Below are 23,408 nucleotides of genomic sequence, written 5' to 3' on the forward strand. Positions count from 1 at the left end.
GTCAACGGCGCCGGCCCCGCCCCGGGGCCGGCTCCGCCATTTCTGGCGGAGAATCGAAAACCAATCAGCCTGCGGTAGGCTGAAGATCCCAATCTCATTCAGTCGAATCGTCCCGCCTTCCCACGCCCGGAAGATCGAGGCACTATAGGCCGTCAGTTTCGCCTTCTGGATCACGGCCATGTTGGAAATCCCGGAAGATCGATGCGAGCGCCATCGCCTGTTCAACGTTATCGACGATGCCTTCAAGGCCGGCGACTTCGAGGGCCTCGGCGTGGCGTTGGGCGGCTCTTCCCGCTGGTTCGACGAGCGCATGCCGTTCGAGCTCGGCCTCGGGCATCCGCTGGAATATGCGATCTATTGGAGCCCCGTCGGCTTCATCTCGTCTTTGCTGGATGCCGGCTCGAATCCAAACTATCAGGATCACGGCGGGTTTCCGTCCATCATTGCAGCGCTGTCCACCGACCGCGCCGACCGGCTGGACATCGTGCGGGTGTTGATCGACGGCGGTGCCGACCCCAACATGCGGGGCGTCAACGACTGGACTCCGCTGCACTATTCGGTGGCCATCCGCAGTGTCGATGCGATCGGCCTGCTTTTGGCGGCGGGCGCCGACCCGGTGCTCGAAACCCGCATCGATGACTACAGGAACGTGATCGAGGAAGCCGAGATTGCCGGCTTTGAAGCCGGTGCCTCCTTGCTGCGCGATGCGATGGCCGGGCGCAACTCCGACAGACAGTGAGTTGGGGCGCTACGAACCACCGCCAGCAAATGCCAGGCCGACCTCAGACCTTCTTCAACCCCGCCTGGAAGCGCTTGCCGTTGGCAACGTAGTGCGCCGCCGAGCCGCGCAACCTTGCCACGGCCGCGTCGTCCAGCACCCTGATCGCCTTGGCAGGCGAGCCGACGATCAGCGAATTGTCCGGGAATTCCTTGCCTTCGGTGACCAGCGCACCGGCGCCAACCAGAGAATTCCTGCCGATTTTCGCGCCGTTCAGCACGATGGCGCCCATGCCGATCAGGCTGTTGTCGCCGATCGTGCAGCCATGCAGCAAGGCGCGGTGGCCGATCGTGCAGCCTTCCCCGATCGTCAGCGGGAAGCCGGGATCGGTGTGCATGACAGTATGTTCCTGCACGTTGGTATCGGCGCCGATGACGATGGGCTCATTGTCGCCACGGATGACGGCGCCAAACCAGAAGCCGGCATTGCGTCCGACCCTGACGTCGCCGATCAGCGTCGCATCGGGCGCGATCCAGTTCGAATCCGCATCGGCGAAGCTGGGCTCTGTTCCATCGATCGCATAAAGCGGCATTTCTGCTCTCCGAATCGTCTCAGCCTGGCAGCTCGGACCCTAGGAGACGGACCGTCCATGAGGCAATGGCAAGCACGACGACGCCCAGCGCCAAGGTCCACGCAATTGCCGTGCAGCCGCAGGACATCAGCGCCAACGTTGAAATGCGGCGCTGACGCCGGGCATCGATGGCATCATTGACCAGCATGAAGGGTCCGGCACAGGCCGTGGCGAGCAGCGAGCGCAAGACATGTGACGGCGACACATAGGGTTCGGTGAAGGCGACCTTGCGGCCCGACACCAGTTCCATAGCCGATCCGGCCAGCCCGCAGGCCGTCAACCCGACGGCAAAAGCAAAGAGTGTGAGTTCCAGCGGTCCCATCTTAACTTTCCATTTACCATGAAATTGCACAGTCGTTCCACGCAGGCTGCAAGAGCCGTGCCGTACGATGTGTGCCGCCCAGGGACACTGGAGGCGGACGGACGGCCCGAGATCCGAGGACTGAGATGAAGCAGGCAGTGCTCGCCAACGAACTCACTGTGGTCGATTCTAGGCTGATGAAGCGGGTGCTCTACGGATTCGCGGCGCTGGCCCTGCTTTCAGCAGCGATCAGCCTTGCAGGCAAATGGTTCGGCCATTCGATCGCCATGGCCGGATACACCGACGACGCAACGATGCACCAGGTGGTGATCGGCAACAATGTCATCACGGTCCCGGCCAACGCCATCCGTTTCGCCCAGGCCCGGCGCGACGGCATCGCCTCGCGGCTCGACCTCTATCTGCGCTATCCCCAGATGGACGGCTACAGCGAGGCGGCGCGGGATGATTTCAACCATACGGGGACAGCCAAAAGCATCGTCTTTCTGGCCTTCGAACAGCAGATGATGTCGCGTGACATGAGTGGCCGCTTCGCGCCGATCTACAGCTCGTTGATCACCCAACCCGGCATTGTCGGGCCTGGCGGCACGATGATTTATGGTTTCAACGAGAAATCAGGCTATCTGAACGAGGTGCTGGTTGTCGGCAATCGCCCCGGCAAGGAGCCGTTCGTGGCCCGTTGCCTGAGCGGACCGAGTGCCGACCAATCGCTGGCGCCTTGCGAGCGCGACATCCAGGTCGGCGACGAGCTCAGCCTCACCTATCGCTTCCCAAGGGAGTTTCTGGGCGATTGGCAGGCGCTCGACGCGGCAATCGCCACTGAAGCCGGGCGCGTCCTGAAAACAGGACAGTAAGAAAGCCTCGGAAGGTGCGGCCGGCCGGCCGCATTCGAGGCGGAGCCGGCCGAGCGCAAAATCGCTGGCTCAGGCCAGATCGATGTCGAGGATCGCCATCGAGAAATTGTAATCGCCGTCGTCCTCGTCCTTGAAGACGATGCCGAGGAATTCGTCGCCGACATAGACCTCGGCCGAATCGTCCTTGCGCGGCCGTGCCTTGACCTCGAGCTTGGGGTTCTGGAAGACGCGCTTGAAATAGGCGTCCAGCTTTCTGATTTCGTCCGGCTTCAACAGTCTTCTCCGATCATCGGGCTTGCTCGTTCGAACGCGCTTCTGGCACGTCGACAATGGCGATGTAAAGGCAAGCGGCCTGATAAGGCGAGACAACCACCTACTCATGCCAGCGGCCGGAATCCGGCAGCAGGCGGCGGCCTCGTGAAAATCAGATGTCGAAGCTGACGACCTGATCCATCGTCTGCGACGGCAGAAGCTGGTCCATCTGGCGCGACGGCTGATCGCAGCCGGTCTCGCCGACGACGCGGGCCGGCACGCCGGCAACTGTCTTGTTGTGCGGCACAGGCGACAGCACCACCGAGCCGGCGGCAATCTTCGAGCAATGGCCGATTTCGATGTTGCCGAGGATCTTGGCGCCGGCGCCGATCAGCACGCCGTAGCGGATCTTGGGGTGGCGGTCGCCGCCGGCCTTGCCGGTGCCGCCCAGTGTCACGCCGTGCAGGATCGACACGTCATCCTCGATGACAGCGGTCTCGCCGACCACGAGGCCGGTGGCATGGTCGATGAAGATGCCCTTGCCGATGCGGGCGGCCGGGTTGATGTCGGTCTGGAACACCGAAGACGAGCGGCTCTGCAGGTAGAGCGCGAAATCCTTGCGCCCCTGATTCCACAGCCAATGCGCCAGCCGATGGGTCTGGATGGCGTGGAAACCCTTGAAATAGAGCACAGGCATGATGAAGCGATCGCAAGCCGGATCGCGATCATAATAGGCCTGGATGTCGACACGCACCGTCGTCGGCCACTCCTTGTCGTCGGCCAGCATGGACTTGAACGTCTGGCGGATGAGATCGGAGCCGATGTCCTGGTGCGCCAGCCGCTCGGCCAGCCGGTGAATGACTGCTTCCTCCAGGCTGTCCTGGTTGAGGATGGTCGAATAGAGGAATGCAGCGAGCAGCGGGTCGCGGTTGACAGCCTCCATGGCCTCGTCGCGGATCGAACGCCAGATCGGATCGACGGGCTTCAATGCGCTGTGTCGGGAAATGCTGATGCTGTTCATCGCCGTCTCGTCCTGCGTCCTGCCTGGCTTGCCTGTTGTGCTTGCCTGTTGCCTGGCCGCACATATAAGCCAGATGATAGCACGATTGAACTCAATTTTCCTTAGTGCTTTGTCAAATGGATTTGGTTCGCGGGAATTCAAGCAGCCATGGAAAACGAACCCTTGATCGACGACGCGCTGAAAAGCGAGCTTTCGGCTCTCTACCGGGCGCCAGGCCGCCACTATCACAACCTTTTCCATATCGAGGCAATGCTGGCGCTCGCTGGCGACTGTCGAGAATTGCTCGGCGACCCCGAGGCGATCGAAGCGGCGATCTGGTTCCACGATGCCGTCTATGACAGCAAGGCCAAGGACAATGAGGCGCAAAGTGCTGCCCTTGCCGAGAAAAAGCTGGCGGGCCGCGCAAATCCTTCACGCCTCAACCGCATCTCGGCAATGATCGTCGCCACCGCCACGCACCAGGTGTCGCCGTTCGAAGACGCGGCGGCCACACGGGACGCAAGTCTTTTCCTGGATATGGATCTGTCGATCCTGGGAGCCGCGCCGGACGCCTTCGACGCCTATGAGCGCGCCGTGCGGCGCGAGTACCACTGGGTGGAGGAGCCGATGTGGCGGGCCGGACGCAGTGCTGTCCTGAAGACTTTCCTCGCCCGCCCGCACATCTTCCACACTGAAGAGTTTCGCCAGCGCTTCGAACCGCAGGCCAGGGAAAACATGACGCGGTCATTGCAGGCCCTGCAAACCCCTTTGTGATCTTCGCCGGTGGCGCGCTTGCATGTCTCCCTATCCCGCCACGGGCGTTGCATCGAACAATGCACCGAGAAACGCCTGAACAAGCGAGCGCTGGGCGTCGGTCTTGCGATAGGCGACGCGGTGTATGGAACTGAACGAATAGGCCCTTGGCTTGATTGCCCGCATGTCTCCGGCCGCGACCCAGGGATCGGCAAAATGGCACGGCAGAAAGCCGATGAAGTTGCCCGACAGGATCAGCATCAACTGCGCTTCCATGTGCACGACCGATGCACTCGCCTTGGGATGGCCGACCAGGTAGAGGTCGTCGAAATGCCGATAGCTGCGCACCGAGAACCGCGCAGCGTCGACGGCGCCTTGATCGATCCTTGAATCGGGCATCGCAAAGAGCGGGTGCCGACGGCCGCAATAGAGAAGATGCGGTTCGCCGCAATAGTCGCGATAGACGACCCCAGGCGCTTTCTGCGACAGCGGCCCGATGACGACGTCGCGACCGCCATCGGCAACTTGTTGCTCGAGTTCGGACGGCGTACCCACCGAAAGGTCGATGAAGACGTCGGAATCGGGCCCCATGAAGCGGCTGAGGGCGTGCTGGATACCCAGTTCACCACTGGTGAAGACCCCATCCGACGTGCCGACCCGCAAGCGGCCCGACAGGCTGCCGCTGGCTGCATTAATGCGATGTCCGAAATCGTCAAGGTCCCGGAACAGCTTCTGCGCCGCATCGTAGGTTGCCTGTCCAACCTCGGTCAGGCGGAATTGCTTGCGCCCGCGATGGCAGAGCTGCGCACCGATGCGTTTCTCCAGCTCCGCCAGATGCGTGCTCAGCGTCGGCTGCGACAGGTTGAGCGTGATTTGCGCAGCGGCGAACCCGCCTGAATCGGCCAGCGCCACGAAAACGCGCAGCAGGCGGATGTCGATATTGTCCAGCCGGCGCATGGCGCCCCCCATGATGCACAGAACGATACATCGATGTTATTCGATGTATCGTTCTAAATAAACTCATTTACATCAATGTCAGAAATCGCGAGCCTGTACGGAACAAAATTGGGGAACAATCATGAAACCGTTACTCGGCACCGCCTTGTCCGCAGCCCTGCTGCTCGCCAGTTCGCAGCTCGCCCTCAGCGCCGACCAGATCCGCATCCTGGCGCCGACATGGCTGGGATTTGCGCCTGTCCATATCGCCAGCGACCTTGGCTGCTTCACCGCCAAGGGCCTTGATGTCAGCATCAAGTTCGAGGATGACCTGACCAACGTCATGGCGGCGATGGCGCGCGGCGACATCGAGATGCAGATGCGCTCGGTCGGCGAATATCAGGGCCGCCCGCGCGATGCTTCGACGCCCGGCATCATCATCGGAACGATCGACGAATCCGTCGGTGGCGACGGCGTCATCACCGATGACAAGATCAAGTCGGTTGCCGATCTCAAGGGCAAGGTTGTCGCGGCCGAGCCCAACATCCCCTCGCGCCTGCTGTTGCAGATGGAGCTGAAGCAGGCGGGCCTGTCGCTGAAGGATCTGCAGATCAAGGACATCGCGACGGCCGATACGGGTGCGGTTTTCGTCGATGAATCGATCGCGGCGATCGCGACCTACGAACCGTTCATGTCGCAGGCGCTGAAGGCCTCGACCCGCACCGGTGCCCGCATGCTGATCTCGTCCAAGGATCATCGCGGCATCATCATCGACGCGATCATCGCCCGCAACGACGACTTCAAGGCGAACCCCGACAAATACGCAAAATTCCTCGGCTGCATCTATGAGGCGGTCGATTTCATCAAGGCCGAGCCGGAAAAATTCGCCGACATGGCGTCCAAGCATTTCGGCCTGACGCCTGCCGAAGTGGCCGACATCGTCAACTCCAGCCTGTCCTACACGACGCTTGCAGAATCCCTGGCCTACATGGGCAAGCCGGGAGAAAAAGGCACGTTGCACGGGATATTCGACACGGTGATGGATCTAAACCTGGAGAACGGCGCCGCCGACAACAGACTGGTGGCGGCCGACCAGATCGACAATTCGGCGATCAACAAGATCCCGGCGAAATAGCGGCCGCGCGGCCGGGCCGGCAGCTTGTCTCGGCTGTCGGCAGCGATGTCATTCCGGCTTACCGCCGGTGACGACCGTTCTTTCGATCATCCGGGGATAGTGATTTGTTCAGCAGCCTGTTCGTCTTCCGCGGACGCGGATCGCCGATGCTGGAGTTCGCCGTCAGTGTCGCTGCGGCTGCGCTCGTTATTGCCCTGTGGGAGCTGGCGGCGCGCGCGGGCATCATTGCCCCGCAGTTCCTGCCGTCGCCGAGCCGCGTCGTCGTCGCGCTATGGACGATGCTGACCGAACAGAACCTGCTCTGGCACGTCGCGGTTTCGACCACCCGTGTCTGGATTGCCTTCCTGCTGGCCGCCGTCATGGCGATCCCGATCGGCATCATGATGAGCAGCTACCGGATCGTCGGCGCCGCCCTCGAGCCGATGATCGATTTCATCCGCTATCTGCCGGTCCCCGCGCTGGTGCCGCTGTCCATCATCTGGTTCGGCGTCGGCGAGGAAACCAAGATCTTCCTGCTCTGGCTGGGGACGTTCTTCCAGCTCGTGCTGCTCGTCGCCGACGACATGCGGCGCGTGCCGCAGGAGTTCGTCGAGGTCGCCCGCACCGTCGGCGCCAATTCGAGGCAGGTCATGGTCGACGTCGCTCTGCGCTGGATGGGGCCGACGCTGCTCGACAATCTGCGCATCACGCTCGGCTGGTGCTGGACCTATCTGATCATCGCCGAGATCGTCGCCGCCGATTCCGGCATCGGCTATGTGATCTGGACGGCCCGGCGCTTCGTCAAGACACCGGAGGTCATGGCCGGCGTCGTCGTCATCGGCCTGATCGGCCTTGTCACCGACCAGCTTTTGCGCCTGCTTCACCGCGGGCTGTTCCGGTATCTGTAAGGAGCATGACATGACCGGATATGTTCAATTCGTCGACACGGCCAAGTCCTTTGGCCCCGTCGATGTCGTGCGAAACACCAGCCTTGGCCTCGACCGCAATTCGCTGGTCGTCTTCCTCGGCCCCTCGGGCTGCGGCAAGACCACCCTGATGCGCATGGTCGGCGGCCTCGACGAACCGAGTTCGGGCTCGATCCTGCTCGGTGGGGAAAAGGTCGTCAGGCCGGACCGTCGGCGCGGCATGGTGTTCCAGTCCTATTCGTCGTTTCCCTGGCTGACGGTCAAAAACAACATCGCCTTCGGCATGCGCTACAGGAAGGACCTCGGTGCCACCGAAAGAGCCGAGCGTATCAGCCACTATCTCAAGCTGTTCGGGCTCGCAGACTTTGCCGACTCCTATCCAAACCGTATCTCGGGAGGCATGCGCCAGCGCGTGGCCATAGCCCGCACGCTCGCCGCGGGTTCGGACGTGCTGTTGATGGACGAGCCCTTCGGCGCGCTCGACGCGCTGACGCGCGAGCGGCTTCAGGTCGAGCTGCGGCAGATCCAGATCCGCGAGGAAAAGACCATCATCTTCGTCACCCACGACGTCGAAGAAGCCGTATTTCTCGCCGACCGGATCATCCTGTTCTCGCGCCGTCCAGCCTCGATCGTCGCCGATATCGACGTGGCGGCAGAGCTTGGCCCGGACCGGCCGCTGGAGATTCGCGAAACCCAGAAATTCTTCGAGCTGCGCAACAAGGTCCTGCATCTGATCCGCAACGAAACCGGAGTGGTCGTATGAGCCTCTCCTTTTCCGGAAAGACGGTCGTGATCACCGGAGCGAGCCGAGGCATCGGGCTCGGCATCGCCAAGGGCTTCGCCCAGGCCGGCGCCAGCCTGCACCTCATTGCCAACGACGTGGCCGTGCACGAACGGGCCCACGACTTGGGCGCCACAGGCACGGAGGCCGACATCGCCGACCGCGAGGCGGTCGGCGCGGCCCTCGGACCGATCTCCCGGATCGACGTGCTCATCAACAATGCCGGCCTCGAGCTGATGACGCCGATCACTGACAGCAGCGACGAGGCCGAAGCCGCCTTCCGGCGCATCATCGAGATCAACGTCATCGGCACGGCGCTTGTCACCGCGCGCGCCTTGCCGCGCATGCAGGCCGGCGCTTCGATCATCAACACCGCATCGATCTGGGGCCGCGTCGCCGAAGCGCGGTTCGGCGCCTATGTCGCCTCCAAGCACGCCATCATCGGCCTGACGAAAACCTGGGCCAAGGAACTTGGATCGAAAGGCATCCGCGTCAATGCGGTCTGTCCGGGATGGGTCCGCACGGAAGCATCGATGCGCTCGCTTGGCCGCATGGCCGAGCAAGGCGGCGTCAGTGAACCAGCACTGCTCGAAGACATGGTCGGCGCGCAAGCCCTGCCCGGCCTGATGGAGCCGGCCGACATGGCCGGCACCTACCTGTTCCTGGCGTCGGATCTCGCGGCCAACATCACCGGGCAGTCGCTCGGCGTCGACAGGGGAGAAGTGCCTTGGTAACCCCGCTGCACGGAAAACGCGCGCTGATCACCGGTGCGGCCAGCGGCATCGGCCGCGCGACCGCGCTCGCCTTGCGGGACGCCGGAGCCATGGTTCTCGGCTTCGATCTCAAGGCATCCGAAGGCGATATCCCGATCCTTGCCTGCGACCTTGCCAATGAGGCCGACATTATTGCCGCGGTCAGGCAAGGAGCGGAACGGATCGGCGGCTATGACATCCTGATCAACAATGCCGGCATCCTGCAGGAAGCACCGCTTGGCGCGATTTCGCTCGACCATGTCGACCGCATGTTTGCCGTCAATGTGCGCGGCGCCATCATCGTGGCGCGGGAAGTCCTGCCGTACCTTCCCGATGGCGGCCGCATCATCAACATCGCCTCCGAGCTTGCCTATCTCGGCCGGGCGAGCGCCTCGGTCTATTGCGCGACCAAGGCCGCATTGCTCGGCCTGACCCGATCCTGGGCGCGCGAGCTTGCGCCTCGCATCCTGGTCAACGCCGTGGCGCCGGGGCCGACAGACACGCCGCTTCTCGGTTTCGAGGCGCTGAGCGAGAGCCAGCGCGCGCTTGAAACGACACACCCGTTAGGGCGGATCGGCCGGCCGGATGAAATCGCCTCCGCGGTGGTCTTCCTTGCCGGCCCCGGCGCCACCTTCTTCACTGGACAATGCCTGGGCGCCAATGGTGGCGCGGCGATGCTTTGAAACGAGATGATCATGAAAGACCGAGTTTTCCTCGCTGAACTGCCATGGCCCGAAGCCGAGAAGCGGATCGCCGCCGGCGCTCCCATCTTCCTGCCGCTCGGCTCGACCGAACAGCACGGCCACCACATGGCGATGAACGTCGATGTTGTGCTTCCCACCGCCATCGCCGAGACGGTGGCGAAGCAGGTTGGCGGCCTCGTCGCGCCGACCATTGCCTACGGCAACCGCTCGCAGCCGAGAACAGGCGGCGGCCCGGCCTTCCCCGGCACGATCAACATCACGGCGCATACGTTTTCGCTGCTGGTCAAGGATGTGATCTGCGATCTCTATCGCCAGAAGGTCCGGCGCATCGTTGTCCTCAACGGCCACTACGAGAACATCGGCCCGTCGATCGAAGGCATCGAACTGGCGCTCGACGCCATCGGCCGCGAGCGTGCGGCGGATCTGACGATCCTGCGCATCGATCATTGGGAAATGGTGCGCACAGAGACGCTGGCGAAAGTGTTCCCCGATGGTTATCCCGGCATCGAGCTGGAACATGCGAGCGTCATCGAGACCTCGATGATGCTGGCGCTGCGTCCCGAGTTCGTCGACCTCGGCAAGGCACTGCATGACGGCCCGGCGCAGTTCAGGCCATATGATCGCTATCCCAAGCCAGCCGAGGAAGTGCCGCCATCCGGCGTGCTGTCGCTGACCGAGGGCTCATCGGCCGAAAAGGGCCGGTGGCTGCTCGACGACTGCGAGACCCGCATTGCGGAAATCGTCAAACGTGAATTCTTCTGAGGTGCCGACACCATGAGCAGCAATTTCTTCCAGCCGATCGATGCCTCCGCCGTTCCTCGTTTCGCCGGACTTTCGACCTTCATGAGACTGCCGGCCGTGGCGAGTGCGGAGGGGCTCGACATCGCGCTCGTCGGCATACCGTGGGACGGTGGCACCACCAATCGCGCCGGTGCGCGGCATGGCCCGCGCGAAATCCGCAACCAGTCGAGCCTGATGCGGCGCGCCCATCACGTCTCGGGGACCGAGCCGTTCAGCATCGCCAATGTCGCCGATGTCGGCGATCTCTCGGTCAATCCAATCAACCTCCTGGACGGGCTGAAGCGCATCGAGGACGGCATCGCGGCGATCGTCACGGCGGGCGCCATTCCGCTTGCAGCGGGCGGCGATCATCTGACGACGTTGCCGGTGCTGCGCGCCGTGGCCCGCAAGGCGCCCGTCGGCATGATCCATTTCGACGCGCATTCCGACACCAACGACCGTTATTTCGGCGACAATCCCTATACGCATGGCACGCCCTTCCGCCGCGCCATCGAAGAAGGACTGCTCGATCCCAAGCGCATCGTCCAGATCGGCATCCGCGGCTCGATATACGAACCCGGCGAACATGACTGGGCGGTCGCCCAGGGCATCCGCATCATCTACATGGAGGAGTTCGTCAGGCGGGGCGCGGCCAGCGTCATGGAAGAGGCGCGCGGCATCGTCGGCGATACGCCCATCTATGTGACCTTCGACATCGACTGCATCGACCCGTCGATGGCGCCTGGGACCGGAACGCCCGAGCTAGGCGGCTTCACCACCCGCGAGGCCCAGGAAATGGTCCGCCTGCTCGACGGATTGACCATTGTCGGTGCCGACGTCGTCGAGGTGGCGCCGCCTTTCGACCTGGGCGGAATGACGGCGCTCGCCGGCGCGACGATGATGTTCGAGCTGCTGTGCGTGATGGCGAAGTCGGTTCAAGCAGCGAGAGCGCCGGACTGAGCACAAGCATCAAATCCGCCTGATGCATCGCCGTCCGCTCAGAGCGGATTCTCGGCATAGAACTCCAGCACGCGCTGCTTGAAGGTCTTGTCCCCGACGGCCAGCATATGGTCCCGGCCCTCGATGTGAAAGGCGCTGGCGTTCGGCATCAACGCTGCAAGCTCATCGGGCGAGCCGCCAATGTCGTCGGTGGTTCCGACGGCGACCAGCGTCGGCTGGGCGATTCGCGCGATATCCTGCTCGCTCAGCAATTCCCGCGATTTGGCGATGCAAGCGGCCAAGGCCCGGCGATCGCTGCGGGTCTGGTCGGCGAAGGCGCGAAACGACCGGCCGCGCGGATGGCTGGTGGCGGCCGGATCATCGGCAAGCAGGGCGGCGGCGATCGGATCCCAATCGCCGACACCGTCGACCATGCCGATGCCGAGACCGCCGAAGACCAGCGTCGCCACCTTGTCCGGATCGGACAGCGCCATGAACGCCGCGATGCGGGCGCCCATCGAATAACCCATGACATGGGCGCGCTCGATGCCGAGATGGCCGAGCAAGGCAGCGGCATCGGAAGCCATCTTGACCGGCGTGTAGTCGGCCTCCTCATAGCTCTTCGACGACGAGCCGTGGCCGCGATTGTCGAAGGCGATGGCGCGGTAACCGGCATCGTTCAGCGTCTTGAACCAGCCGGGCGACACCCAGTTGACATAATGGCTCGAGGCAAAGCCATGGATCATCAGCACCGGATCGCCCTCGCCCGATTCCGGCTGGCGGTCGAGGAAGGCAAGGTCGAAGCCGTCATGGATGAAAAACTGCATCTGCGATCCCGCCTGCGTGCTCAACCGCCACCGCCATTGGGCGCATCGCCATTGTCGGCTGGTGGCATGCCGGGGCCGGATACCGTGCCCACGGCCGGATGGCGCAAAAGGTCGCCATACTCGATGCCGTTCCTGGCGGCAGTGCCGGCCTTGAGCTCGAGCACGAAGCGCACCGGTACGCCGGGCGAAATGACGGCGTCCGATTGCGGCTCGCCGTGCTTGACCGCCCGGATCTTGCCATCCTGGCCGACGAAAATCAGATCAAGCGGCATTGGCGTGTTGTGCATCCAGAAGCCGACCTGCTGCTGGACCTCGAAGACGAACAGCATGCCGTGGTTGTCCGCCATGTCCTGGCGGTACATCAAGCCGGCCTCGCGCTCCGCGGCGGTGTCGGCGACTTCGATGGAAAAAGAGCGATCACCGCCTTTCGTCACCACGACCAATGGCGTCGGATCGGCCGGAAGGATCATCGCCCGGCTGTCCGCCGAGGTCGGCTTTTCGGAATAGAAGTAACCACCGGCGGCGGCGATGAAGGCAATCGCGCACATCGCGCCCGCGGTCAGCCAGTTCCTGTAAGCCATTCGAGATCCTCGGCCGGAAACGCCCTAGTGCGAGACCGGCAAGGTCCCCATATCGGGGTGAATTTCGGCGGCCATAAGGCCTTTGTCGCCGCGCCCGAAACGAACCAGCACGACCTGTCCGGGCCGGAGCTCGGTGATACCGTAGCGGCGCAAGGTCTCCATATGGACGAAGATGTCCTCGGTGCCCTCGCCGCGGGTGAGAAAACCAAACCCCTTGGTGCGGTTGAACCATTTCACCAGGGCGCGTTCGAGACCGCTCTCCGGCGTCACCGCGACATGGGTGCGCTGCTCCTGCATCTCGGCCGGGTGGACCGCGGTGGTGACGTCCATAGAGAGCACCCGGAAGGCCTGCAATCCGCGGTCGCCATGTTTGACGAGGCAGACCACGCGTGCGCCCTCCAGGGCCGTCTGAAAGCCATCCCTTCGAAGACATGTCACATGGAGGAGGATATCGCCGGAAATGCCGCCATCCGGCAAAATGAAACCATAGCCCTTGGCCACATCGAACCACTTGATGGCGCCGGCTATTTCGAGCAAGTCCGCGGCATCGCCGCCTTCGTCACGCTGCAAGGCGTCGCCGAGGGGTCCGTCCCGCCCCGTCAAAGAGGCCTTTTCCCCCATAAGAATGCCCCCTTTTTTCAAGAACACCGCAACTGATTCTTGCCAACAGATTAACACTGCGGCTTCCGGTCTGTGCAAGACCTGCCGTGCCTTTTTTCACGGTTCATTTGGGCAATACCGGATTTGTTCTTTGCCGGCATTGCGCACCGCCGCACGATTGCCCTTTGACAGGGCCGACCCTATGTTGCGCCGCAACGCAATTTATCGAGGAAATCACATGCGCTATCTGCACACCATGATCCGCGTCACCGACGTCGATGCCTCGCTCGACTTCTACTGCAACAAGCTCGGCCTCAAGGAAGTGCGCCGCTACGAAAACGAGCAAGGCCGCTTCACGCTGATCTTCCTCGCGGCCTCCGAAGACGAGCAAAGCGGCATCGCCGACAAGGCACCGCTGGTCGAACTGACCTACAATTGGGATCCGGAAGACTACAAGGGCGGACGCAATTTCGGCCACCTCGCTTATGAGGTCGACGACATCTACGCCACCTGCCAGCATCTGATGGACAATGGCGTCATCATCAACCGGCCGCCGCGCGACGGCAACATGGCTTTCGTCAAGTCGCCGGACGGCATCTCGATCGAGCTTCTGCAGAAAGGCCCGGCCAAGGCCAAGGCGGAGCCCTGGGCTTCGATGGCGAACACCGGAAGCTGGTAGCCGATCACGCTGTCTTGAGCGGACGATACCAGGCTGACGGCCCAGTACCGTTTGGTTTTTCAGGGGCGGCGCCTATCTGTCTGGCTGAGGCGCCAGGCTTGGGCCGGTGCCCCGGCCACGCAACAGGCGCTTGCCCAGGAGAATCCATGCCGACCAGCCATGCCGACGTCGCCACCGAACATGCCAGCCGCTACCTGCAGCAGCTGTGCAAGCACTGGGCGCACAAATTCCCGGTCGAGTTCGATCCCACCCACGGCACCATCGATCTTTCAATGGGCCGTACCGTCATGGATGCCGATGCGGCGACACTGCATATCACGGTGTCGACTGACGAAGCAGGATCGATCGGGCGCCTGGAAGGCGTTGTCGCCGATCACATCAAGCGCTTTGCTTTCCGCGAAGAGCTGACCTTCGACTGGAAACCCGCTCCGGCAGCTTAGGCGGCGAATTACTTCCCACCGGCCGGAGCGGCCATCTCCAGCAGCGCCTGCACCGAGCGCCAGTTGCGCGCGGTGCCCGGCACTTTCAGCATGCGCGGGATCAGCCCGGCAAACACCGATTTGCCCAGCCCGTCCGGCGCGTGCAAGTAGAGCACATCGCCCTTGATCTCGAAGCGTTCGGGGCCGGTGCACTTTTCGGTCAGTCGCGCCACCTCGTCCGCTGTCGGCTCGCGCTCCAGCACATAGGCATGCAGCTTGGTATGTTCCCCGGCAACTTCGGGGTAAGGGTTTTCGTTCACCAGCCGCTCGAACCAGGAAAGATCGCGCACCATGATGCGCGAATAAAAACCCCATTTCTTCTCGAAGGCTGCTTCGATCTGTTTCGCCAGTGTCGCTGCGTCGCCCTTCTTCGCCCGGAACACGGCATTGCCGCTCTGCACGTAGGTGGCGACATCGGAAAAGCCGAGACCCTCGAAGAACGACCGCAGCTCCGCCATTTTGACGATGCGGTTGCCGCCGACATTGATGCCGGAAAACAGCGCGACGAAGATTTTTCCTACCTCCTTGCCGCTCATATGATGAAACCGGCCAATGTCTCGTTGTCGGTGATGTCCTGATACTGGACGCCCTCGGCCTCGAACTTCGCCTTGAGCAGATCGAAATTGCGGCGGTCCTTGGTTTCGATGCCGATCAGCACCGAACCGAAATTGCGCGCCGATTTCTTCAGATATTCGAAACGGGCGATGTCGTCGTCGGGCCCGAGCAGTTCGAGGAAGTCTCGCAGCGCGCCGGGCCGCTGCGGAAAGCGGATGATGAAGTATTTCTTCAGCCCCTCGAAGCGTAGCGCCCGTTCCTTAACGTCCGGCAGCCGCTCGAAATCGAAATTGCCGCCCGAAACCACGGCAACGATGGTCTTGCCCCTGATCTCCTTCTTGGAGAAATCCTTGAGCGCATCGATCGCCAGCGCGCCGGCCGGCTCCAGCACGACGCCTTCGACGTTGAGCATTTCGATCATGGTGGCGCAGAGCCGGTTTTCCGGGATCAGCCGCACCGTTTCGGCCGGAAAATCCTTGAGATGACGCAACGGCTCGCGGCCGATCTCGGCCACCGCGGCGCCATCGACGAAATTGTCGACCTTGGCGAGTTTGAGCCGTTTTCCCGCCGCAAGGCTTTCGCGCAGGCTCGGCGCGCCTGCCGGTTCGCAGAAGACGAAGCGTGCTTCCCTGCCCTGATCGGCGAAATAATGGGTGACGCCAGCGGCAAGTCCGCCACCGCCGACCGGCAGCATGACGATATCGGGCATGCGGGCGCCCGGCATCTGGTCCGCGATCTCGTAGGCGACGGTTGCCTGGCCCTCGATAATGTCCTTGTGATCGAAGGGCGGCACCATATGGGCGCCGGAACTGCCAGTGAATTCCAGGGCCGCGCGATAGCAGTCGTCGAAGAAATCGCCGACCAGCCTGATCTCGATGAAATCGCCGCCGAACAGCTTGGTCTTGTCGATCTTCTGCTGCGGCGTCGTCACCGGCATGAACACAACGCCTCGCCTGCCGAAATGGCGGCAGACGAAAGCAAAACCCTGCGCGTGGTTGCCGGCGGACGCGCAGACGAACAGTTCAGCCTCGTTGCCGGCCGCCAGTGTCTTGCGGAAGAAATTGAAGGCGCCGCGGATCTTGTAAGAGCGGACCGGCGACAGATCCTCGCGCTTCAACAGCACCCGCGCACCGGTCTTTTTCGACAGATAATCGTTTTCCTGCAGCGGCGTTTCAGGGAAGATCTGGCGGATCGCGGCGGCAGCGGCAGCAACGCGGGAAGAGAAACTGTTCATCGGAAACCACCCTTGGGAAAGCCACCTTGTGTTGCACGCTGTCCGCGGACCTCTATCATTGATCGGGTCGCGCACGTTCGGTTGTTGAGCGCCGGGACAAGGTGCGGCGCGAGCCAGCCTATTGCATATCCGGCTACGTGGCGCCATCGTCCATCATGTGCGTCGTTCCGAGCGGAAATTTTGCGGAATATTTTCAGCTACTTGTGGGTGCATTCTAATGCCCCTTCGTATCGGGCGGCTTGAACTCGCTATCTCTGCGGGAATTGGAAAGCCGGCGACGGCGCCGCTCATTGCACGCATCACGCAGCCGTTTCCCGCCATTTTGGCTTTCGCGCAACACTGCGATGGCCGCAGCGGGGCGCCGATCACATTTCGACTGGACATGACTTAGTTCTGCCGCACTCTGCCTGTCCGGGAGGTATCGTGAGAATAGACAGGCCTTTCGGCCGGAGTTGGAAATTCAGGCGTGCCTTTGAAGAAGATTTTTGCCGTTCTCCTGGCCTTGTTCGTCGCCGGCTGCGCCGGCCAGCAAACACAGGAATTGCTGGGCAGCGCCATGGTGTCCGCGCCGGTGACGGAGATCGCCGGCAATCACTCGATCTTCATCGCCACGACGCGCAAGAAATCCGACGATCCCAACAAGGTTTTCGACGGCGAACGCTCGGCGACGCTGAACTATGCCCGCGTCAACGTCACCGTTCCGGGGCTTCACAAGACCGGCCAGATCGAGCGCCGCTCGCGCGGCAAGTCGGACGACCCGGCTAAATATTTCATGGCTTCCGAGGTCGTCGGCTACGACACGCAGCCGAAATTCTCCAGCGCGCTCAACGCCGACATCGCGGCGCGTGGCGGTCGCGTCATGGTCTTCGTGCATGGCTACAACACCGGCTTCGATGCCGCCGTCTATCGCCTCACCCAGATCGTCCACGATTCCGGCTATCCCGGCACACCAGTGCTGTTTTCCTGGGCATCGGGCGCAAGGACCACCGACTACGTTTATGACAAGGAAAGCGCCAGCGCCGCCCGCGACCAATTGGAGGTGACGCTCAGGATGCTGGAGCAGTCCGGCGCGCGGCGCATCGACATCGTCGCGCATTCGCTCGGGACCTGGGTCACCATGGAAACGCTGCGGCAGATGGCCATCACCGGCGACCGCGATCTCGGCGGCAAGCTCGGCGACGTGGTGCTGGCCTCGCCCGACATCGATGTCGACGTGTTCAAGAGCCAGATGCGGCGCTATGGCAAGCCCGACAAGCCGTTCATCCTGCTGTTGTCGGACGACGACCGCGCGCTGCGGCTCTCCGGCCTGATCGCCGGATCCCGGCCGCGCGTCGGCGACTACAAGGATGCCGCCGATCTCGCCTCCTATGGCGTGACGGTCGTCGACCTGTCCAAGGTCAAGGGATCGGACAGCTTCAACCATACGAAGTTCGCCGACAATCCGACGCTGGTGAAGATGATCGGCCAGCGGCTACGCGAGGATGACGGCTTTGCCAGCGACCGTGACGTGACAGACCGCATCAGCCTGCTTGGACAATAGATGCGGTCCCGCGGTTTTCGCCGTGCCTGTTCACCATTGCGGATGTATCGATTCACTTTGAACTGGACCGCGCCGGTCTCCGGCCTTATCGGAATAGCCAGCGACGTCATGCGTTTGACGTCCCCCTTTGCGGGAGCCGGCGTATGACCATGCGTTCGAAGAGTTATCTCGTCGTTGCATTGGCGCTCGCTGTCACCGGCTGCGCCGGCGGCAAAACGCACGACCTGCTCAACAAGACGACGGTCACGGTGCCCGCTTCCGACATCGTGGCCACGCATGAAATCTTCGTCGCCACGACACGCCAGAGGGCAACCAAGGACCCGCGACAGGTGTTCGACGGCGATCGCTCGCTGACCACCAGCTTTGCCCGTGTCGACGTCACCGTCCCGAAAAACCATCAGGTCGGCGCCATCGAGCGGGCCAAGGGATCCGCGAACAGCAATCCGGCCAAGGATTTCACCGCCAAGGACGTCACCTTCTATGAAGGCGCGCCGCAATTCGCCAAGGCGGTCGGCGCCGACATCGCCATGCGCGGCGACCGTGCGCTGGTTTTCGTGCACGGCTTCAACAACGGCTTCGATGACGGCATCTACCGGCTGACGCAGATCGCCCACGACACGAAATATCCCGGCACGCCGGTGCTGTTCTCGTGGGCATCGAGCGGCAAGACCACGGGTTACATCTACGACAAGGAAAGCGCCAACGCAGCGCGCGACGACCTCGAGGCGACGCTCAGGATGCTGGCCAAGACCAAGGTCAAGAGCATCGACATCATCGCCCATTCGATGGGGACCTGGGTGACCATGGAGGCTCTGCGCCAGCTTGCCATCACCGGCGATCGCGATCTCGACGACAAACTCGGTTACGTCATCTTGGCCTCGCCCGACATCGATGTCGACGTGTTCAAGAAACAGATGATCCGTTACGGCAAACCCGACAAGCCATTCGCCATCCTGCTCTCGGCGGATGACCGGGCTCTCAAGCTGTCCTCCCTGATCTCGGGCGATAAGCCGCGCGTCGGCGATTACGGCGATGCGGCCGACCTCGCCAGCTATGGCGTGTCGGTGGTCGACCTTTCCCAGGCCAAGGGCGGCGACCGCCTCAACCACGCCAAATTCGCCGACAACCCGATGCTGGTGCAACTGCTCGGCGACCGGCTGCGGGCGCCTGCCGGCCTTGCCTCGGACGAGCCCGTCCCGACTCAGCTCAACAATCTCGGCCAGGGCCTCGGCAAGGCCGTCGGGTCGGTCGCGGAAATCGTCATCACCACGCCGTTCAAGGTGCTGACCATCGCCACCGGCGGGTGAGCCAGCGGGCGACATTGGCCCTAGGATTGTTGAGTTCGGGTCAGGCCGAGCCGAAAGTGGTGGTTTTCGAGAACCGGAGCGGAGCGTACTTAAGTACGTGAGCACCGGAAGCGCAGAAAATCGCTAGTTGCAGGCCGGCATGGCCTGAATATCAACAATCCTAGACGAACAGATCGACCTTCTGGAATGTCGTCACGTCGATCAGGCCGACATCGGAAATCCTGAGTTCGGGGATGACGACCAGCGCCAGCAGCGAGTGCTGCATGTAGGCGTTGTTCAGCGAACAGCCAGTCTTGCGCATCGCCTCGGTGAGCTTCTCTGCCTTGGCCGCGACGATCTCGGCCCGCTCGTCCGACATCAGCCCGGCGATCGGCATTTCGACCAGCGCCAGTTCCTTGCCCTTGGAGAACAGCACGACGCCGCCGCCGACCGCACCCAAGCGATTGACGGCCAGCGCCATGTCCTGCTTGTTGGTGCCGACGCAGATGATGTGATGGGCGTCATGCGCGACGCTGGACGCCATGGCGCAGTCGCCCATATAGCCGAAGCCGGAAACGAAGGCGTTGGTGACGCCGCCCGTGCCCCGGTGGCGCTCGACCAGCGCGATCTGGCAGATGTCGTTGCGGCGGTCCATGGCGACCAGCCCGTCCTCGACCGGCAGATCGGCCTCCAGCGCGCGCGTCGGCGCCTGGTTCTCGATGACGCCGATGACACGCACCCGCACCTCGTTGGCGCCTTTGGGAGCAACGATATCGAAGTCGCCGCCCTTCAGCTTCTTGCCGAGCTTGACGGTGTTCTTCGCCGTCTTCGGGTAATCATAGGCCGGAATGTCGATTTCGAGCTTGCCGCCCTTGGCCAGCCTGACGCCGCGTGCATAGACCTCGTCGATGGTCATTGCGGCGAGATCCGAGACGATCAGCAGGTCGGCCAGCCGCCCCGGCGCGATCGAGCCGATCTCGCGCTCGAGTCTGAAATGCTGGGCGGTGTTGAGCGTCGCCATCTGGATCGCCGTCACCGGCTTCAACCCCTGTTGGATGGCGTGGCGCACCACGCGGTCCATATGGCCTTCCTGGACCAGCGTGCCGGAATGGCTGTCGTCGGTGCACAGGATGAAATTGCGCGGGTCGATGCCGCTCTCCGTCACCGCCTTGATCTGCGAGGCGACGTCGTACCAGGCCGAGCCGAGCCGCAGCATCGCCTTCATGCCCTGGCGCACACGGGCGATGGCATCCTCGGCGCGTGTGCCCTCATGATCGTCCTCGGGACCGCCGGCGGCATAGCCATGGAACGGCAGGCCGAGATCGCGCGAGGCATAGTGGCCGCCGACCGTTTTCCCCGCTTTCACCGTCGCGGCGATCTCGCCCGACATGACAGGATCGTTGGCGGCGACGCCGGGGAAATTCATCACTTCGCCAAGACCGATGATGTTTTCCCAGCTCATTGCCTCCGCGACATCGGCGACCGTCAACTCGGCGCCTGCATGCTCCAGCCCGGGCGCCGAGGGCACGCAGGACGGCATCTGTACATGCACGTTGATGGGCATGGCGACGGCCTCGTCATGCATCAGCCGCACGCCCGGCAGGCCAAGCACATTGGCGATCTCGTGCGGGTCGATGAACATAGAGGTGGTGCCGTGCGGAATAACGGCCCGGCAGAACTCGGTCACCGTCACCATGCCGCTCTCGACATGCATATGCGCGTCGCAGAGGCCGGGCACCAGATAGCGCCCGCCGGCGTCGACCACCTTGGTGCCCTGGCCGATGGCATGGCTGGCGTTCGGCCCGCAATAAGCGAAACGACCGCCGGCAATGGCGATGTCGGTGCCGGCGATGATCTCGCCCGAATGGACGTTCACCCAACGGCCGTTGCGGACGACCAGGTCAGCGGGTTTGCGCCCCATGGCGACATCGACCAGATGTGTCGCCATCTCGGTCCACGGTCTGGGTTTTGCGGGCGTTGCTTTCGTCATTCGCGATTCCTTCGGTTGTTGCCAGTCTCGCAAATGTCGGCGGGCGCCGCCAGAGCCGTCGGGCCAACACACCGCGGCAGACTGAGCTTGTTGACTAATCTGGCCAAAGCGCGATGCTGGCTACGGACCGAGCCGTAAGGGGGAAACATGACCCGTTTTTGCAAAGTGTTCGCCATCGTCATCTTGTTCGCCGCCTCGAGCGCTTTTGCCGCCGCCGAGGAACGTTGGCAGACCTTGCCGGAGCCTGCGGCCATGCCCAAACCCGATCAGAGCGGATATGCGCCGGTGAACGGCATCCAGATGTACTACGCCGTTTTCGGAGCGGGCGACCCCGTGCTGCTCATCCATGGCGGCCTCGGCCACGCCGACATCTGGGCCAGCCAGGTGGCCACGTTTTCCAAGACGCACAAGGTGATAGTCGCCGACAGCCGTGGTCACGGCCGCTCCACCCGCACCGAGCAGCCCTATGGCTATGACTTGATGGCGTCGGACTATCTGGCGCTGCTCGATTACCTGAAGATCGACAAGACCGCGCTCGTGGGCTGGAGCGATGGCGGAATTATCGGTATCGACATCGCACTGCATCATCCGGAGCGGCTGACAAGGCTCTTTGCGCAAGCCGCCAACGTAACCACCGACGGCGTCGATCCGGGCGTGATGACCAACAAGACCTTTGCCGCCTACATCGACCGCTCCGGCCGCGACTACAAGAAGATGTCGAAAACACCGGACCAGTATGACGCCTTCGTGGCGCAGATGAGCCATATGTGGGAGACCGAGCCGGCGTGGACCAAGGAGCAGCTCGCTGCGATAACCACGCCGACGGCGATCGTTGCCGGCGACCATGACGAAGCGATCAAGCGCGAACACACCGAATATATCGCCTCCGCCATCCCGGGCGCGAAGCTGATTATCCTGCCCAACGCCAGTCATTTCGCCATGCTGCAAGCGCCGGATGAATATAACCAGGCTGTGCTGGATTTCATCGACGCCAAATAGAGGATTCTGTGCGGCGACAGGGGGATTGCGATTGCGGCGAATGCGGTTATCCTTCTGGCGAGGATCTTTCTGAATCGTCATTTCGGGGAGTTCGATGTATCGCCTGATGGTCGCAAGTGCCGGTTTTCTTGCCGCTCTGGTCGTGCCGGCTTTCGCCGCCGACCCAGCGGCCGATGTTCCGATGACCGCGCCCGGCTTCGACTGGACCGGCTACTATGCCGGCATGCAAGCCGGCTATGGCTGGGGTCGGTCCGACATATCAGGAACAGAGGGCGAGCCGTTTTCGGCCACACCTGACGTTGACGGCGGTTTTGTCGGCGGCCATGTCGCCGGACTGTGGCAATTCGACCAGGCGGTGCTGGGCGCCGAGGCAGACCTCAACTATTCCTCGATCGACGGAACGACGATATCGGCCCTGGGAAGCACATTCGGCACCGACATCAAGTGGTTCGGGTCGGTCAACGCCAAGGCCGGCTACGCCATGGATCGCCTGCTGGTCTACGGCATTGGCGGCGTCGCCTTTGCCGGCATCGAAACATCGCAAGTCGCGGGTCCGGCGTTCGCCAGCACGCGCACGAATGTCGGCTGGACCGTGGGTGCCGGCGTCGACTACGCGTTGACCGACAAGTTCGTCGTCGGCGCACAGTATCGCTACTATGATTTCGGCTCCGAGCACTACGACGTAGCGGAACCCTTCAACGATCGCGATCAGAACGTGAAGCTCAACACGGTAGGCATCAATTTGAGCTACAAGTTCTGAGCAGGGCCACAATCGCGACGCTGCCGGACCAGGCAACCACTCAAAGGGCTCTTTCATGGAAGGGTGGCCGACGCTCCCAGTGGGCGGGGGGAATGGGTTGGGCCTGAGAGGCGCCGGCCTTGGCGGATCAAATCCACCACACAGGCATCCTACCATTACCCGCCGCGCCGATAATTCCGTGATCGCGCCAGTATCATCAAGCCGCCCCGTCTGTTTGCACGTTCGGCGAACGCTCAACAACACGACTTGACGGCCTGTGTCAGGCGTCTGAAAAGGGCTGGCCTGCGGACGTGGCGGAATTGGTAGACGCAAGGGACTTAAAATCCCTCGATCTCTGATCGTACGGGTTCGATTCCCGTCGTCCGCACCACCTTTCGCTCTTCGAGCTTCGGGTGGCGGGCCACCTGAAGCTCGAAGAG

28 protein-coding genes and 1 tRNA gene are annotated in these 23,408 nt (G+C 62.7%); 17 read left to right on the forward strand and 12 right to left on the reverse strand.

What is annotated here, in order from left to right; all coding sequences use genetic code 11:
- Positions 1–180 (reverse strand): hypothetical protein (locus AC0L24_RS16535; protein WP_473563976.1); only part of this gene is annotated, 180 nt, incomplete at its 3' end.
- Here AC0L24_RS16535 and AC0L24_RS16540 point away from each other — a divergent pair.
- On the forward strand, positions 179–739 hold the full coding sequence (locus AC0L24_RS16540) for an ankyrin repeat domain-containing protein (RefSeq protein WP_127397558.1): 561 nt from the start codon (positions 179–181) through the stop codon (positions 737–739). The genes AC0L24_RS16535 and AC0L24_RS16540 overlap by 2 nt on opposite strands.
- A gap of 43 nt (positions 740–782) precedes the next feature.
- Here the strand turns inward: AC0L24_RS16540 and AC0L24_RS16545 are convergent, their stop codons facing one another.
- Positions 783–1,310, reverse strand: a complete 528-nt coding sequence (locus tag AC0L24_RS16545) for a gamma carbonic anhydrase family protein (protein WP_127332112.1) — start codon at positions 1,308–1,310, stop codon at positions 783–785.
- 19 nt (positions 1,311–1,329) lie between these two features.
- Positions 1,330–1,671, reverse strand: coding sequence for a DUF6949 family protein (locus AC0L24_RS16550; protein WP_127291442.1), 342 nt, complete (start codon positions 1,669–1,671; stop codon positions 1,330–1,332).
- A 125-nt stretch (positions 1,672–1,796) separates the two neighbouring features.
- On the opposite strand from AC0L24_RS16550, the gene AC0L24_RS16555 reads away from it, so the two are divergent.
- Entirely contained in the window at positions 1,797–2,522 is a 726-nt protein-coding gene (locus tag AC0L24_RS16555) for a hypothetical protein (RefSeq protein ID WP_127810285.1), read from the forward strand.
- Positions 2,523–2,591: 69 nt separating this feature from the next.
- On the opposite strand, the gene AC0L24_RS16560 is transcribed toward AC0L24_RS16555, so the two are convergent.
- Positions 2,592–2,795, reverse strand: a complete 204-nt coding sequence (locus AC0L24_RS16560; protein WP_013531334.1) for a DUF3126 family protein — start codon at positions 2,793–2,795, stop codon at positions 2,592–2,594.
- Positions 2,796–2,946: 151 nt separating this feature from the next.
- Complete coding sequence (cysE, locus tag AC0L24_RS16565) at positions 2,947–3,795, reverse strand: serine O-acetyltransferase (RefSeq protein WP_013531333.1); 849 nt, start codon at positions 3,793–3,795, stop codon at positions 2,947–2,949.
- 147 nt (positions 3,796–3,942) lie between these two features.
- On the opposite strand from cysE, the gene AC0L24_RS16570 reads away from it, so the two are divergent.
- The gene (locus tag AC0L24_RS16570; RefSeq protein ID WP_245481723.1) at positions 3,943–4,548 is read left to right on the forward strand and encodes an HD domain-containing protein; all 606 of its coding nucleotides are present in this window, start codon (positions 3,943–3,945) and stop codon (positions 4,546–4,548) included.
- A 30-nt stretch (positions 4,549–4,578) separates the two neighbouring features.
- Here the strand turns inward: AC0L24_RS16570 and AC0L24_RS16575 are convergent, their stop codons facing one another.
- Positions 4,579–5,484, reverse strand: coding sequence for a LysR family transcriptional regulator (locus AC0L24_RS16575; protein WP_127810284.1), 906 nt, complete (start codon positions 5,482–5,484; stop codon positions 4,579–4,581).
- A 121-nt stretch (positions 5,485–5,605) separates the two neighbouring features.
- Here AC0L24_RS16575 and AC0L24_RS16580 point away from each other — a divergent pair, with 121 nt between their 5' ends.
- The 7 genes from AC0L24_RS16580 (at position 5,606) to speB (ending at position 11,480) form a co-directional block, all read left to right on the forward strand.
- Positions 5,606–6,598, forward strand: coding sequence for an ABC transporter substrate-binding protein (locus AC0L24_RS16580; RefSeq protein ID WP_127810283.1), 993 nt, complete (start codon positions 5,606–5,608; stop codon positions 6,596–6,598).
- A gap of 104 nt (positions 6,599–6,702) precedes the next feature.
- Positions 6,703–7,485: an ABC transporter permease gene (locus tag AC0L24_RS16585; protein ID WP_473563977.1), complete on the forward strand. Its 783-nt coding sequence runs from the start codon at positions 6,703–6,705 to the stop codon at positions 7,483–7,485.
- Positions 7,486–7,495: 10 nt separating this feature from the next.
- A complete protein-coding gene (locus AC0L24_RS16590) occupies positions 7,496–8,266 on the forward strand; it encodes an ABC transporter ATP-binding protein (RefSeq protein WP_127396858.1) in 771 nt (256 codons plus the stop codon).
- Positions 8,263–9,018, forward strand: coding sequence for an SDR family NAD(P)-dependent oxidoreductase (locus AC0L24_RS16595; protein WP_127810282.1), 756 nt, complete (start codon positions 8,263–8,265; stop codon positions 9,016–9,018). Before AC0L24_RS16590 ends, AC0L24_RS16595 begins: the two co-directional genes overlap by 4 nt.
- A complete protein-coding gene (locus AC0L24_RS16600) occupies positions 9,012–9,719 on the forward strand; it encodes an SDR family NAD(P)-dependent oxidoreductase (protein ID WP_127396856.1) in 708 nt (235 codons plus the stop codon). The genes AC0L24_RS16595 and AC0L24_RS16600 overlap by 7 nt, the downstream gene beginning before the upstream one ends.
- Before the next feature lie 12 nt (positions 9,720–9,731).
- Positions 9,732–10,502: a creatininase gene (locus AC0L24_RS16605; protein ID WP_127396855.1), complete on the forward strand. Its 771-nt coding sequence runs from the start codon at positions 9,732–9,734 to the stop codon at positions 10,500–10,502.
- A 12-nt stretch (positions 10,503–10,514) separates the two neighbouring features.
- The gene (gene speB, locus AC0L24_RS16610) at positions 10,515–11,480 is read left to right on the forward strand and encodes an agmatinase (protein WP_127396854.1); all 966 of its coding nucleotides are present in this window, start codon (positions 10,515–10,517) and stop codon (positions 11,478–11,480) included.
- 38 nt (positions 11,481–11,518) lie between these two features.
- On the opposite strand, the gene AC0L24_RS16615 is transcribed toward speB, so the two are convergent.
- From AC0L24_RS16615 to AC0L24_RS16625, 3 genes are read right to left on the reverse strand one after another with little or no spacing between them, the layout of a single operon-like run.
- Positions 11,519–12,286 (reverse strand): alpha/beta fold hydrolase, encoded by a 768-nt coding sequence (locus AC0L24_RS16615; protein WP_292636050.1) that lies wholly within the window; start codon positions 12,284–12,286, stop codon positions 11,519–11,521.
- A gap of 20 nt (positions 12,287–12,306) precedes the next feature.
- Entirely contained in the window at positions 12,307–12,867 is a 561-nt protein-coding gene (locus tag AC0L24_RS16620) for a DUF192 domain-containing protein (RefSeq protein ID WP_127382930.1), read from the reverse strand.
- Positions 12,868–12,891: 24 nt separating this feature from the next.
- Positions 12,892–13,488, reverse strand: coding sequence for a cold-shock protein (locus AC0L24_RS16625; RefSeq protein ID WP_127398883.1), 597 nt, complete (start codon positions 13,486–13,488; stop codon positions 12,892–12,894).
- 217 nt (positions 13,489–13,705) lie between these two features.
- Between AC0L24_RS16625 and gloA the strand changes: the two genes are divergently transcribed.
- Entirely contained in the window at positions 13,706–14,146 is a 441-nt protein-coding gene (gloA, locus tag AC0L24_RS16630; RefSeq protein WP_127332092.1) for a lactoylglutathione lyase, read from the forward strand.
- Positions 14,147–14,292: 146 nt separating this feature from the next.
- Complete coding sequence (locus tag AC0L24_RS16635) at positions 14,293–14,586, forward strand: DUF2218 domain-containing protein (RefSeq protein WP_473563978.1); 294 nt, start codon at positions 14,293–14,295, stop codon at positions 14,584–14,586.
- An 8-nt stretch (positions 14,587–14,594) separates the two neighbouring features.
- Here the strand turns inward: AC0L24_RS16635 and AC0L24_RS16640 are convergent, their stop codons facing one another.
- Entirely contained in the window at positions 14,595–15,161 is a 567-nt protein-coding gene (locus AC0L24_RS16640; RefSeq protein ID WP_473563979.1) for a DUF1697 domain-containing protein, read from the reverse strand.
- Positions 15,158–16,414, reverse strand: a complete 1,257-nt coding sequence (ilvA, locus tag AC0L24_RS16645) for a threonine ammonia-lyase IlvA (RefSeq protein ID WP_128290005.1) — start codon at positions 16,412–16,414, stop codon at positions 15,158–15,160. The genes AC0L24_RS16640 and ilvA overlap by 4 nt, the downstream gene beginning before the upstream one ends.
- A 466-nt stretch (positions 16,415–16,880) precedes the next feature.
- Between ilvA and AC0L24_RS16650 the strand changes: the two genes are divergently transcribed.
- Positions 16,881–17,954, forward strand: a complete 1,074-nt coding sequence (locus AC0L24_RS16650) for an alpha/beta hydrolase (protein ID WP_128290004.1) — start codon at positions 16,881–16,883, stop codon at positions 17,952–17,954.
- A 143-nt stretch (positions 17,955–18,097) separates the two neighbouring features.
- Entirely contained in the window at positions 18,098–19,261 is a 1,164-nt protein-coding gene (locus AC0L24_RS16655) for an alpha/beta hydrolase (protein WP_128290003.1), read from the forward strand.
- Between the two features lie 160 nt (positions 19,262–19,421).
- On the opposite strand, the gene ade is transcribed toward AC0L24_RS16655, so the two are convergent.
- Positions 19,422–21,230 carry an adenine deaminase gene (gene ade, locus AC0L24_RS16660; RefSeq protein WP_473563980.1) on the reverse strand — a complete coding sequence of 603 codons (1,809 nt, stop codon included), beginning with the start codon at positions 21,228–21,230 and terminating at the stop codon, positions 19,422–19,424.
- A 147-nt stretch (positions 21,231–21,377) separates the two neighbouring features.
- Here ade and AC0L24_RS16665 point away from each other — a divergent pair, with 147 nt between their 5' ends.
- The 3 genes from AC0L24_RS16665 to AC0L24_RS16675 all read left to right on the forward strand — a co-directional run bounded on the left by AC0L24_RS16665 (position 21,378) and on the right by AC0L24_RS16675 (position 23,359).
- Positions 21,378–22,229: an alpha/beta fold hydrolase gene (locus AC0L24_RS16665; protein ID WP_127810271.1), complete on the forward strand. Its 852-nt coding sequence runs from the start codon at positions 21,378–21,380 to the stop codon at positions 22,227–22,229.
- A 94-nt stretch (positions 22,230–22,323) separates the two neighbouring features.
- Positions 22,324–22,989, forward strand: a complete 666-nt coding sequence (locus AC0L24_RS16670) for an outer membrane protein (protein WP_128290002.1) — start codon at positions 22,324–22,326, stop codon at positions 22,987–22,989.
- Between the two features lie 284 nt (positions 22,990–23,273).
- Positions 23,274–23,359 (forward strand) — tRNA-Leu (locus tag AC0L24_RS16675).
- The last annotated feature ends 49 nt before the right edge of the window (positions 23,360–23,408 follow it).

It is taken from the genome of Mesorhizobium sp. WSM4809 (assembly GCF_055811655.1).